Raw genomic sequence first — 12,659 nt, 5'->3', positions numbered from 1 at the left:
TCCCCGCGTGCCGCCGTATCGCCGTACGGCCCCGGAACCCCTGTGCCCCCGGCGGACCTTGCGCTCCCAGCGAACAGTTGCGGAACCGGGATGGCGTTGTCCCACCTGCGCGTTAGGGTCCATGAAGAGGAAGGGTGGGGGAGTGACTCTCCCGCCCGGTACGAAGAAGCTGAGACGGCCGGAGCCGTCAGAGACGAGCAGGTGGATACGTGACGAATCTGATGCCCTACGCCGCCGGTGAGCCGTCCCTCGGTGGCGGACTCGGTGACCAGGTCTACAGCCGGCTGCTCGGCGAGCGCATCATCTTCCTCGGCCAGCAGGTCGACGATGACATCGCCAACAAGATCACCGCACAGCTCCTGCTCCTTGCCGCCGACCCGGACAAGGACATCTACCTCTACATCAACAGCCCCGGCGGTTCGGTGACGGCCGGCATGGCGGTCTACGACACCATGCAGTACATCCCGAACGACGTGGTCACCATCGGCATGGGCATGGCGGCCTCGATGGGCCAGTTCCTGCTGACCGGCGGCGCCGCGGGCAAGCGCTTCGCGCTTCCCAACACCGACATCCTCATGCACCAGGGTTCGGCCGGTATCGGCGGAACGGCCTCGGACATCAAGATCCAGGCCCAGTACCTGCTCCGTACGAAGACGCGCATGGCCGAGATCACCGCCCACCACTCCGGCCAGACCGTCGAGACGATCATCCGCGACGGCGACCGCGACCGCTGGTACACGGCGGAGGAGGCCAAGGACTACGGCCTCATCGACGAGATCATCACGGTCGCGTCGGGCATTCCGGGCGGCGGCGGCACCGGTGCCTGATCCGGTCCCCACCGGACCGTCGGCATTCCTCCCGCACCCCCTTCTCGTACGCCGAGACCTCCAGCCCCAGAACGCCACCAGGATGGTGAACACCCACATGAACAACTTCTCCGGCGCCTCCGCGAGCGGCCTCTACACCGGCCCGCAGGTGGACAACCGCTACGTCGTCCCGCGCTTCGTGGAGCGCACCTCGCAGGGTGTGCGCGAGTACGACCCGTACGCGAAGCTCTTCGAGGAGCGCGTGATCTTCCTCGGCGTCCAGATCGACGACGCCTCGGCCAACGACGTCATGGCGCAGCTGCTCTGCCTGGAGTCGATGGACCCGGACCGCGACATCTCGATCTACATCAACAGCCCCGGCGGCTCGTTCACCGCGCTCACCGCGATCTACGACACGATGCAGTTCGTGAAGCCGGACATCCAGACGGTCTGCATGGGCCAGGCCGCCTCCGCCGCCGCCATCCTGCTGGCCGCAGGCACCCCGGGCAAGCGCATGGCGCTCCCGCACGCCCGCGTCCTCATCCACCAGCCGTCCTCGCAGACGGGCCGCGAGCAGCTCTCCGACCTGGAGATCGCGGCCAACGAGATCCTCCGTATGCGCACGCAGCTGGAGGAGATGCTGGCCCGGCACTCGACCACCCCGCTGGAGAAGATCCGCGAGGACATCGAGCGCGACAAGATCCTCACGGCCGAGGACGCCCTGGCGTACGGGCTCGTCGACCAGATCGTGTCCACCCGCAAGACCACCGCGGGCGCATCGCTCTGACGTCGGTCTTTCCCCTTGGCACATTCCGTCCGCACGGTCCCGGCCGTGTGAACCGTGCCAAGGGGGGCCCGAACGGGGGCCCAGGCAAGGTACCGTCGGATAGAGGCACCAGGAGCCGCTGAACCAGGCGGTCTCCCAGGCGAAGGGGAAGCACCTCGTGGCACGCATCGGTGATGGCGGCGACCTGCTCAAGTGCTCGTTCTGCGGCAAGAGCCAGAAGCAGGTGAAGAAGCTCATCGCGGGACCCGGTGTGTACATCTGCGACGAGTGCATCGATCTCTGCAACGAGATCATCGAGGAGGAGCTCGCGGAGACGAGCGAGGTCCGTTGGGAAGAGCTTCCCAAGCCCCGTGAGATCTACGAGTTCCTCGAGGGGTACGTCGTCGGGCAGGAGCCCGCGAAGAAGGCCCTCTCGGTCGCGGTGTACAACCACTACAAGCGGGTCCAGGCCGGGGAGAACGGCGGTGGTGCCGGTCGTGAGGACGCGATCGAGCTCGCCAAGTCGAACATCCTGCTGCTGGGCCCCACGGGCTCCGGCAAGACGCTGCTCGCGCAGACGCTGGCCCGCATGCTCAACGTCCCGTTCGCCATCGCGGACGCCACCGCGCTGACGGAGGCCGGCTATGTCGGCGAGGACGTCGAGAACATCCTGCTCAAGCTGATCCAGGCGGCCGACTACGACGTCAAGAAGGCCGAGACCGGGATCATCTACATCGACGAGATCGACAAGGTCGCCCGCAAGAGCGAGAACCCGTCGATCACCCGCGATGTCTCCGGCGAGGGCGTCCAGCAGGCCCTGCTGAAGATCCTGGAGGGCACCACCGCCTCCGTGCCGCCGCAGGGCGGACGGAAACATCCGCACCAGGAGTTCATCCAGATCGACACGACGAACGTGCTGTTCATCGTGGGCGGCGCCTTCTCCGGACTGGAGAAGATCATCGAGTCCCGGGCCGGTGCCAAGGGCATCGGGTTCGGCGCCACGATCCGCTCCAAGCTGGAGATCCAGGCGAGCGACCAGTTCCAGGAGGTCATGCCGGAGGACCTGGTGAAGTTCGGGATGATCCCCGAGTTCATCGGCCGTCTCCCCGTGCTGACCTCGGTCCACAACCTGGACCGCGAGGCGCTGCTCCAGATCCTCATCGAGCCGCGCAACGCCCTGGTCAAGCAGTACCAGCGCCTCTTCGAACTCGACGGTGTGGAGCTGGAGTTCGAGCGCGAGGCGCTGGAGGCCATCGCTGACCAGGCGATCCTGCGCCAGACCGGCGCGCGCGGCCTGCGCGCCATCATGGAGGAAGTCCTCCAGTCCGTGATGTACGAGGTCCCGTCCCGCAAGGACGTCGCCCGCGTCGTCATCACCCCGGACGTCGTCCGCGACCACGTCAACCCGACGCTGGTCCCGCGCGAGCCGCGCACGATCGGCAAGAACGACGGCGGCCGCCACGAGAAGTCCGCGTAGCGGCAGTCGCACCACCCGCGCCGAAGGGGCGCCCGACCGGTCAACCGGTGGGCGCCCCTTCGGCGTTGCTCCGGGCGGACCCGCGTCAGAGCTTGGTGCGGGAGCTGTTGTAGAGCTTGGTGGCGAGGGCGGCGACCTCGTCCTTGGACGGGCTCTTCCCCGCCAGCAGCAGGGCCCGGTCCCCGTGGGTCACGACGCCGACCGTGCTGTGGTCGGCCCAGACGCAGATCGGGACCACCAGTTCCCTGGGCCCCTTCTCGGGCGAGCCGTCCGCCTTCTTGTTGATCACCTGGAGGTCCCGGCACTTCATCACCGCGCCCTCCAGCCCGGCCGGTTCGACGACCTCGGCGGGACCGATGAACTTGGCCTCCACCGAGTCGTCCTCCGACTGCATCTCCTGCGCGGTGTTCTCGAAGGAGCCGTTGAGCACCGCGGCCGGGTCGGCGATCTCGCCCCAGTAACCCTCCAGGTCCAGGACCTTGTTCGCGGTGCCCGGCGTGCCGATCGCGTAACTGGCGCCCGTCTTGCTGGGGTTCTTGATGCCCAGCGCCTCGGCCTCGGCCTTCTGGGTCCCGACCAGGGGACCGGCGGCACCCTTCGCGTTCGCGTACCGCTTGTACTCGTCCACCGCCGCCGGGGGAGTCAGCCGGTAGCCCTTGGTGGACGCCGAGACGTTCTTGTTGCTCGCCTCGTCGCTGCCCGAGGTCAGGAAGTACACCCCGGTCGCGACGACCGCCAGCGCCACCACGGCGGCGCCCACGATCAGGCCCGTTTTCTTCTTGGGCGGCTGCGGCGGCATCCCGTACCCCGGCTGCCCGTACGGGGGAGCGGGCGGCTGCTGCCCGTACGGTCCCGGCTGCTGGGCCTGCGGATAGCCGTAGCCGGGCGGGCCCTGCGGCGGGGCACCGTACGGACCGGGCTGGGCACCGTACGGGCCGGGCTGCTGGGGGTAGCCGTAGCCGGGCGGGCCCTGCGGCGGAGCGCCGTACGGACCCGGCTGCTGTCCGTACGGTCCCGGCTGGCCCTGCGGCGGCTGTCCGCCGTACGGGCCCGGCTGGTTGTTGCTCATCGCGGTGTCCCCTCCCGAAAACCTGGTGCGTCGCGAACATCCTGACGGAAGCCGTCCTGACGTGGGGGACCGGCCCGTACACCGTTACCGAACTATCCCGTTTCAGTACGGGACTGTGACGGCCCTAAACTGTCTCCCGTGACCGAGAACACTCAGCAGCAGCCAGCCAGCACCCCCGAACTGCCGACCCAGTACGCGCCGGCCGACGTAGAGGGGAAGCTGTACGAGCGCTGGGTAGAACGCGGTTACTTCCAAGCCGACGCCAAGAGCGACAAGCCCCCGTTCTCCATCGTCATCCCGCCGCCCAACGTCACCGGCGCCCTCCACCTGGGCCACGCCTTCCAGGTGACGCTGATGGACGCCCTCACCCGCCGCAAGCGGATGCAGGGCTTCGAGACGCTGTGGCTGCCCGGCATGGACCACGCCGGTATCGCCACCCAGAACAAGGTGGAGCAGCAGCTCGGCGAGGAGGGCACGTCCCGCCACGACATCGGCCGGGAGGCGTTCACCGAGCGCGTCTGGCAGTGGAAGGAAGAGTACGGCGGCCGCATCCTCGGCCAGCTGCGCCGCCTGGGCGCGGGCCTGGACTGGTCGCGCGAGCGGTTCACCATGGACGAGGGCCTCTCCCGTGCCGTCCAGAAGATCTTCAAGGACCTGTACGACGACGGCCTGATCTACCGCGCCGAGCGGATCATCAACTGGTGCCCGCGCTGCCTCACCGCCATCTCGGACATCGAGGTGGACTACCAGGAGGACGACGGCGAGCTCGTCTCCCTGAAGTACGGCGAGGGCGACGAGACCCTGGTCGTCGCCACCACCCGGGTCGAGACGATGCTCGGTGACACCGCCGTCGCGGTCCACCCCGACGACGAGCGGTACGCCCACCTCATCGGCAAGCGGATCAAGCTCCCGCTCACCGACCGCACCATCCCGGTGGTCCCCGACACCCACGTCGACCCGGAGTTCGGCACCGGCGCCGTCAAGGTGACCCCGGCGCACGACCCGAACGACTTCGCGATCGGCCGGCGCCACGATCTGGAGTCCCTCACGGTCATGGACGAGCGCGGGGTCATCACCGTGCCCGGCCCCTTCCAGGGCCTGGACCGCTTCGAGGCCCGCTCCGCCATCGTCGCCGCGCTGCGCGAGCAGGGCCGGGTCGTCGCCGAGAAGCGTCCGTACGTCCACTCCGTCGGCCACTGCTCCCGCTGCAGGACCACCATCGAGCCGCGGCTCTCGCTCCAGTGGTGGGTCAAGGTCGAGACGCTCGCCCGGGCCGCCGGTGACGCGGTCCGCGACGAGCGGGTCGTCCTGCACCCCAAGGAGATGGAGAAGCGGTACTTCGACTGGGTCGACAACCTCAACGACTGGTGCATCTCGCGCCAGCTGTGGTGGGGCCACCGCATCCCCGTCTGGTACGGCCCGGACGGCGAGGTCGTCTGCCTCGGCCCCGACGACGAGCCGCCGACCGGCGAGGGCTGGGTCCAGGACGAGGACGTCCTCGACACCTGGTTCTCCTCGGGCCTGTGGCCGTTCTCCACGCTCGGCTGGCCCGAACAGACCCCGGACCTGGAGAAGTTCTACTCCACGGACGTCCTGGTCACCGGCCACGACATCATCTTCTTCTGGGTCGTGAGGATGATGATGTTCGGTCTGTACGCGATGGACGGCGAGGTCCCGTTCAGGACGGTCGCCCTCACCGGTCTGGTCCGCGACGAGTTCGGCAAGAAGATGTCGAAGTCCAACCCGAACGCCGTCGACCCGATCGACTGGATGGACGCGTACGGCTCCGACGCCGTCCGCTTCACCCTGGCCAACGGCGCCAACCCCGGCGCCGACGTGCCGATCGGCGAGGACTGGGTCAAGGCGTCCCGCAACTTCGCCAACAAGATCTGGAACGCCACCCGCTTCGCCCTGATGAACGGTGCGACGGTCGAGGGCCCCCTCCCGGACCCGTCGGCGATGACCGCCACCGACCGGTGGATTCTCTCCCGCCTCAACGAGACCGTCGCCGACGTCGACCGGTACTACGACGACTTCCAGTTCGCCAAGATCTCCGACGCGCTCTACCACTTCGCGTGGGACGAGGTCTTCGACTGGTACGTCGAGCTGTCGAAGACGACGTTCTTCGCGGGCGGCGAGCAGGCCAAGGTCTCCGGCCGGGTCCTGGGCGAGGTCCTCGACGTCACCCTGCGGCTGCTCCACCCGATCGTCCCGTTCGTCACGGAGACGCTCTGGACCACGCTGACCGGCGGCGAGTCCGTCGTCATCGCGGAGTGGCCGAAGGACTCCGGCTTCCGCGACGAGGCGGCCGAGAAGGAGATCGAGCTGGTCCAGCAGGTCGTCACCGAGGTCCGCCGCTTCAAGGGCGACCAGGGGCTCAAGCCCGGCCAGCGGGTCCCGGCCGAGCTGACCCTGACCGGCACCGCCCTGGCGCCCCACGAGCCGGCCATCCGCCAGCTGCTGCGCCTGGAGGCGGCCGGGGACGGCTTCGCCGCCACTGCCTCGCTCCCGGTCGCCGGGGCCACCGTCGCCCTGGACCTGTCCGGCACGATCGACGTCCCGGCCGAGCGCAAGCGCCTCACCAAGGACCTGGAGGCCGCGCGCAAGGAGAAGGCCCAGGCCGAGGGCAAGCTCGGCAACGAGGCGTTCCTCGCCAAGGCCCCGGACAACGTGGTCGACAAGATCCGCGGCAGGCTCGCCAAGGCCGAGGCCGACATCGAGCGGATCTCCGCCCAGCTGGCGGCCCTCCCGCAGAGCTGATCAGCTGACCGGCGAAGCCCCCGCACCCCCGGCCGACCGGGGATGCGGGGGCTTCCCCGTACGACCGCTCCGTACGGTGGCGGGCGCTGCGCGCGATGCCGGGGCCCATCCGTAGACTGGGCCCCGTGAGTGAGCCCCGCCCTTCAGACCGGCACGACGCGTCCGAGCCCGACGACACCTTCGCGGAGATCGTCGGCGAAGAGACCCAGCGCGACCCCGACCTGGCGGTGATCGAGGCCGGGAGCCGCACCCTGCGCACCTACGGGGGCGCCCCCCAGGCCGACGCGGTCCCCGCCCGGCCCGCCGATCCCGAGACCGACCGGGCGCTGCGCGCGGTGGAGCAGGAGCTCGCCGGACGCTGGGGCGAGACCAAGCTCGAGCCCTCCGTCACCCGCATCGCCGCCCTGATGGACGTGCTCGGCGAGCCGCAGCGCGCCTACCCCTCGATCCACATCACCGGCACGAACGGCAAGACCTCCACGGCCCGCATGATCGAGGCCCTGCTCAACGCCTTCGAGCTGCGCACCGGCCGGTACACCTCGCCGCACGTCCAGTCGATCATCGAGCGGATCAGCCTCGACGGCTCCCCGATCGCACCCGAGCGCTTCATCGAGACGTACGGGGACGTCAAGCCGTACGTCGAGATGGTCGACGCCCAGCAGCCCTACCGGCTCTCCTTCTTCGAGGTGCTCACCGGCATGGCGTACGCGGCCTTCGCCGACGCGCCCGTCGATGTGGCGGTCGTCGAGGTCGGCATGGGCGGCACCTGGGACGCGACCAACGTCATCGACTCCACGGTCGCCGTCGTCACCCCGATCTCGCTGGACCACACCGACCGGCTCGGCAGCACGCCCGCCGAGATCGCGGGGGAGAAGTCCGGGATCATCAAGCAGGGCGCGACCGTGATCCTGGCGCAGCAGCCGGTGGACGCGGCGCAGGTGATGCTGAAGAAGGCCGTCGAGGTCGATGCCACGGTGGCCCGCGAGGGCATGGAGTTCGGCGTCACCTCCCGCGAGGTCGCGGTCGGCGGCCAGCTGCTCACCCTGCGCGGGCTCGGCGGCGAGTACGAAGAGATCTTCCTCCCGCTGTACGGGGCCCACCAGGCGCACAACGCGGCCGTCGCGCTCGCCGCCGTGGAGGCGTTCTTCGGGATCGGCGCCGAGCAGGCCCGCTCCCTCGACATCGAGGCGATCCGCAAGGCGTTCGCCTCGGTGGTCTCGCCCGGCCGTCTGGAGGTCGTGCGCTCCAGCCCGACCGTCGTCCTGGACGCCGCGCACAACCCGGCGGGAGCCAGGGCGGCGGCGGACGGGATCTCCGAGGCGTTCAGCTTCTCCCGGCTGATCGGCGTGGTCGGCACCAGCGGCGACAAGGACGTGCGCGGGCTCCTCGAAGCCTTCGAGCCGATCTTCGCCGAGATCGTCGTCACGCAGAACTCCACCGACCGCGCGATGGACGCGGACGAGCTGGCCGCCCTCGCCGTCGAGGTCTTCGGCGACGACCGGGTCCAGGTCGAACCGCGTCTCGACGACGCGCTGGAGGCGGCGATCACGCTGGCCGAGGAGGACGACGAGTACGCGGGCGCCGGGGTCCTGGTGACCGGATCAGTGATCACGGTCGGCGAGGCCCGGCTGCTTCTGGGAAGGGGCTGAGAAGCCGGATGCGTACGCTCTGCGCCTCGACACTGCTCGGTGAGTTCTTCGTCATCGGCTTCGCCGGGCTGGTCGCGATGAAGCTGGACGACCTCTCGATGGCCACGGTCTGGACCGTCTGCGGGGTCGGCATGGCGCTCTCCCTGCTGCTCTGCGGGATGATCACCCGGCCCGGCGGCATCCAGCTCGGCTGGGCGCTCCAGGTCGCACTGGTCCTCAGCGGCTTCGTGGTGCCGACGATGTTCATCCTCGGCCTGGTCTTCGGCGGACTGTGGTGGGCCTCCGTGCACTACGGCGGCAAGATCGACGAGGCCAAGGCCCGCTGGGCGGAACAGCAGGAGCAGCAGGCCCGGCAGGAGACCGGCGAGGCCACGGCCTGACGTGACGGCAGGTGCCCGGGGCGCGAAGGTGACCCTGAGTGAACCCGGGCGCAGACCCGTCTCCGTACCCCTGTAATCTCGCCTCACCGCACCCGTATGCCTGCAAGGAGCCGCACATGACTCAGCGCACCCTCGTCCTGCTCAAGCCCGACGCGGTCCGCCGCGGACTGATCGGCGAGATCGTCGGCCGTATCGAGCGCAAGGCGGACTGGCGGATCACCGCGCTGGAGCTGCGCACCCTGGACCACGACACGCTGGAGCAGCACTACGGCGAGCACAAGGGCCGGCCGTTCTACGAGCCGCTCATGGAGTTCATGGCCTCCGGCCCGGTCGTCGCTCTGGTGGCCGAAGGTGAGCGGGTCATCGAGGGCGTCCGCGCCCTGGCCGGCCCCACCGACCCGATCGCCGCCGCGCCCGGGTCGATCCGCGGTGACTTCGGCACGATCACCCGGGAGAACCTCATCCACGCCTCGGACTCGCAGGAGTCCGCAGAGCGAGAACTGAAGCTTTTCTTTCCGGGACTTTCCTGACCCGATCGGCCAAACAGCGCTGCCTGGCGGGGGCGACCGAAGTAATTCGGTCGCCCCTCGGCATAGGGTTCCCTCTCGCGGGAACGCATCCCTCCGACGTAACGTCACCATGGGTGGAACGGGCACCCGTTCCGCTCACAATGGCGAAGGACCCTCGCGCTGTGTCCGTGCATACGGCACTACGATGGAAGCTTCCACGCCCGCAGCGCCAACCTCGCCTACCAGAACAAGCCATCATCGCTTCCTGGGAAGGCCCGACGCATCCTCATGGGGAACAAGGGGAACTCAATGTCGTTCATCGGCCGTGACATGGCTATCGACCTCGGGACTGCCAACACGCTGGTGTACGTCAGGGGGCGCGGCATCGTCCTGAACGAGCCGTCCGTCGTGGCCATCAACACCAACACCGGCGGCATTCTGGCGGTCGGCTCCGAGGCCAAGAAGATGATCGGGCGCACGCCGGGCAACATCGTCGCCGTGCGGCCCCTGAAGGACGGCGTGATCGCCGACTTCGAGATCACGGAGCGGATGCTCCGCTACTTCATCCTCAAGATCCACAAGCGCCGCTATCTGGCCCGCCCCCGGGTCGTCGTCTGCGTGCCCTCCGGTATCACCGGGGTCGAGCGCCGCGCCGTCATCGAGGCATCGACCCAGGCCGGGGCGCGTCAGGTGCACATCATCGAGGAGCCCATGGCCGCGGCCATCGGCTCCGGTCTGCCGGTCCACGAGGCCACGGGCAACATGGTCGTGGACATCGGCGGCGGCACCACCGAGGTCGCGGTCATCTCGCTCGGCGGCATCGTCACCGCCCAGTCGATCCGGACCGCCGGTGACGAGCTGGACAACGCGATCATCCAGCACATCAAGAAGGAGTACTCGCTCCTCCTCGGTGAGCGGACCGCCGAACAGATCAAGATCACGATCGGTTCCGCGTACGACATGGACAAGGACGAGCACACCGAGATCCGCGGCCGCGACCTGGTCTCCGGGCTGCCCAAGACGGTCGTCATCTCGGCCGCCGAGGTCCGCAAGGCCATCGAGGAGCCGGTCAACGCCATCGTCGACGCCGTGAAGACGACGCTCGACAAGTGCCCGCCCGAGCTCTCCGGCGACATCATGGACCGGGGCATCGTCCTCACCGGCGGCGGCGCCATGCTGCGCGGTCTGGACGAGCGGCTGCGCCGCGAGACGGGCATGCCGATCCATATCGCCGAGGACCCGCTCGACTCCGTGGCGCTCGGCTCCGGCAAGTGCGTCGAGGAGTTCGAGGCGCTCCAGCAGGTGCTGGACGCACAGCCCCGACGGTAGGAACGCGACGATCCGACGGGCGGAACCTGCGGGTCCGCCCGTCGGATCGTTGATATAGATCGTGTCGTACGGGTGCGGTCGCACCGGCCCGGCCGTACGGACACGGACACACAGGCACGAACATTCCGACGAGGAAGGCACGGCCGCCGCACGTGAGGGACACACGAGAGAGCCGGCTGCTCCTGGTGCTGCTGATCGCCATCGCATTCGCCCTGATCACGGTGGATATCCGAGGCGGCGAAGGCTCACCGGTCGACGGCGCACGGCAGGCCGCGGCCACGGTCTTCGGACCGGTGGAGAACGGCGTCGCGGCCGTGGTCGACCCGGTGGGCAACGCCATAGGGGCGGTCCGGGACTCCGGCCGACGGCACGACCGGATCTCCGCCCTGGAGCAGGAGAACGCCGCGCTGAAGGCGAAGCTCGGCAGCGACGACCGCAACAACAGCCGCGTCCGCCAGCTCGACGCCATGCTGAAGAACGCGGGTGCCGGGCAGTACTCCATCAAGGGCGCCCAGGTCATCGCCATAGGAGCGGCCCAGGGCTTCTCCTGGACGATCACCATCGACGCGGGCTCCGACGACGGCATCCGCCGCGACATGACCGTCCTCAACGGGGAGGGTCTGGTCGGCCGGGTCACCACCGTCGGCCCGAGCACCTCGACGGTCCTGCTCGCCAGCGACCCGGGCTTCACCGTCGGCACCCGGATGGAGAAGACCGACGAGCTCGGCTTCGCCACCGGCCAGGGCTCGCGCCCGCTCTCGGTCCAGTTCCTCAACGGCAAGGCCAAGGTGAAGACGGGCGACCGGCTCGTCACCTTCGGCTCCAGCAAGGACAAGCCCTTCGTGCCCGGCGTCCCGGTCGGCGAGGTCGTCCGTGTCGACCCCGCGGGCGGCGCGCTGACCCGGACGGTCCATGTGAAGCCGTACGTCGGGTTCACCAAGCTCGACATCGTCGGCGTCGTCGTCCAGGCCCCGCGCTCGGACCCCCGCGACGCGGTCCTGCCGAAGCAGCCCGCCAGGACGAAGCCGAAGCCGACCCCCACGGTCACCGTCACCGTCCAGCCCAACGGCGATCTGGTCGACGGCTCGGGCAAGGTCGTCGGCAACATCAACGAGAACCAGGGCGACGGCACGGCGGCAGGCGACCAGCAGGGCAACGCCCAGCAGCCCGGCAACCAGCAGCCCGACAACGCGGCAAACGACCAGGAGTAGAGCTGATCCCCATGCGCCTCAACCGGACTCTGCTCTCCACCGCCCTGGTCGTCGTCGCCCTCGTCGTCCAGGTCTCCGTCCTCGCCCGCCTCCAGCTCCCCGGCGCCGTCCCCGACCTGCTGCTCCTCACGGTCCTCGGACTCGCCTTCGTGTACGGGCCCCTCAGCGGCTCGCTCATCGGCTTCGGCGCGGGCCTCCTCGCGGACCTCGCGCCCCCCGCCGACCACGCCGCCGGGCGCTACGCCCTGGTCCTCTGCCTCATCGGCTACCTCGCGGGCCTGGCCCGGCCGGAGAACGGGCAGCTCAAGTCGGCCTTCGCCCCGATGGCCGTGGTGGTCGCCGCCGCGATCGGCTCGACCCTGCTGTACGCGGGCGTCGGCGCCCTCGTCGACGACACGGCCGCCCGCCATGTGGGCCTGGGCAGCCTGCTGTTCACCGCCGCGATCTACGACCTGCTGCTGGCCCCCTTCACCGTGCCGCTGATCATGGCGCTGGCCAGACGCACCGAGAACGACCCGGTCTCCGAGGCCGCCGGTGGCGGCAACGACGTCGCCGCGGGCTGGCTCGCCTCCGGCACCGGCCTGCGGATCGGCAACCAGCGCGGCGGCCTGCGTATGAAGGCCGCCCGCAACCGCGCCGCCCGCGCGGGCCGCATCAAGGGGGTCAAGCGCCTGTGAAGCCGTACGCGACGAAGGCCACCACC

At 69.5% G+C, this 12,659-nt stretch carries 11 protein-coding genes; 10 read left to right on the top strand and 1 reads right to left on the bottom strand.

All coding sequences use genetic code 11. The features are described from left to right. Positions 1 to 209 precede the first annotated feature (209 nt). From B7C62_09745 to B7C62_09735, 3 genes are all read left to right on the top strand, one after another. Positions 210 to 827 (top strand): ATP-dependent Clp protease proteolytic subunit, encoded by a 618-nt coding sequence (locus B7C62_09745; protein ARF72523.1) that lies wholly within the window; start codon positions 210 to 212, stop codon positions 825 to 827. A gap of 82 nt (positions 828 to 909) precedes the next feature. Continuing rightward, entirely contained in the window at positions 910 to 1,593 is a 684-nt protein-coding gene (gene clpP / locus B7C62_09740) for an ATP-dependent Clp protease proteolytic subunit (protein ARF72522.1), read from the top strand. Between the two features lie 157 nt (positions 1,594 to 1,750). Next, positions 1,751 to 3,049, top strand: coding sequence for an ATP-dependent Clp protease ATP-binding subunit ClpX (locus tag B7C62_09735; protein ID ARF72521.1), 1,299 nt, complete (start codon positions 1,751 to 1,753; stop codon positions 3,047 to 3,049). Positions 3,050 to 3,134: 85 nt separating this feature from the next. Here B7C62_09735 and B7C62_09730 read toward each other — a convergent pair whose 3' ends face one another. After that, positions 3,135 to 4,118, bottom strand: coding sequence for a hypothetical protein (locus B7C62_09730; GenBank protein ID ARF72520.1), 984 nt, complete (start codon positions 4,116 to 4,118; stop codon positions 3,135 to 3,137). A 138-nt stretch (positions 4,119 to 4,256) separates the two neighbouring features. Between B7C62_09730 and B7C62_09725 the strand changes: the two genes are divergently transcribed. The 7 genes from B7C62_09725 to B7C62_09695 all read left to right on the top strand — a co-directional run bounded on the left by B7C62_09725 (position 4,257) and on the right by B7C62_09695 (position 12,633). Continuing rightward, positions 4,257 to 6,878, top strand: coding sequence for a valine--tRNA ligase (locus B7C62_09725; protein ID ARF72519.1), 2,622 nt, complete (start codon positions 4,257 to 4,259; stop codon positions 6,876 to 6,878). A gap of 125 nt (positions 6,879 to 7,003) precedes the next feature. Then, the gene (locus B7C62_09720) at positions 7,004 to 8,527 is read left to right on the top strand and encodes a dihydrofolate synthase (GenBank protein ARF72518.1); all 1,524 of its coding nucleotides are present in this window, start codon (positions 7,004 to 7,006) and stop codon (positions 8,525 to 8,527) included. 8 nt (positions 8,528 to 8,535) lie between these two features. Continuing rightward, entirely contained in the window at positions 8,536 to 8,907 is a 372-nt protein-coding gene (locus tag B7C62_09715) for a hypothetical protein (protein ID ARF72517.1), read from the top strand. 116 nt (positions 8,908 to 9,023) lie between these two features. Continuing rightward, positions 9,024 to 9,437, top strand: a complete 414-nt coding sequence (locus B7C62_09710) for a nucleoside-diphosphate kinase (GenBank protein ID ARF72516.1) — start codon at positions 9,024 to 9,026, stop codon at positions 9,435 to 9,437. Positions 9,438 to 9,725: 288 nt separating this feature from the next. Then, positions 9,726 to 10,745 carry a rod shape-determining protein gene (locus tag B7C62_09705; GenBank protein ID ARF72515.1) on the top strand — a complete coding sequence of 340 codons (1,020 nt, stop codon included), beginning with the start codon at positions 9,726 to 9,728 and terminating at the stop codon, positions 10,743 to 10,745. 152 nt (positions 10,746 to 10,897) lie between these two features. Then, positions 10,898 to 11,956 carry a rod shape-determining protein MreC gene (locus B7C62_09700; protein ARF72514.1) on the top strand — a complete coding sequence of 353 codons (1,059 nt, stop codon included), beginning with the start codon at positions 10,898 to 10,900 and terminating at the stop codon, positions 11,954 to 11,956. Positions 11,957 to 11,967: 11 nt separating this feature from the next. Further along, positions 11,968 to 12,633, top strand: coding sequence for a rod shape-determining protein MreD (locus B7C62_09695; protein ARF72513.1), 666 nt, complete (start codon positions 11,968 to 11,970; stop codon positions 12,631 to 12,633). The last annotated feature ends 26 nt before the right edge of the window (positions 12,634 to 12,659 follow it).

It is taken from the genome of Kitasatospora albolonga (assembly GCA_002082585.1).
Taxonomy (GTDB): domain Bacteria; phylum Actinomycetota; class Actinomycetes; order Streptomycetales; family Streptomycetaceae; genus Streptomyces; species Streptomyces stephensoniae.
The sequence above is the reverse complement of the archived record's forward strand: the minus strand, read 5'-3'. Positions and strand labels throughout refer to the sequence as shown.

Coding starts and splice junctions, on each gene's coding strand:
- clpP (ARF72522.1), top strand. CDS start 910: ATGGTGAACACCCACATGAACAACTTCTCCGGCGCCTCCGCGAGCGGC.
- B7C62_09730 (ARF72520.1), bottom strand. CDS start 4,118: ATGAGCAACAACCAGCCGGGCCCGTACGGCGGACAGCCGCCGCAGGGC.
- B7C62_09710 (ARF72516.1), top strand. CDS start 9,024: ATGACTCAGCGCACCCTCGTCCTGCTCAAGCCCGACGCGGTCCGCCGC.
- B7C62_09695 (ARF72513.1), top strand. CDS start 11,968: ATGCGCCTCAACCGGACTCTGCTCTCCACCGCCCTGGTCGTCGTCGCC.
- B7C62_09705 (ARF72515.1), top strand. CDS start 9,726: ATGTCGTTCATCGGCCGTGACATGGCTATCGACCTCGGGACTGCCAAC.
- B7C62_09715 (ARF72517.1), top strand. CDS start 8,536: ATGCGTACGCTCTGCGCCTCGACACTGCTCGGTGAGTTCTTCGTCATC.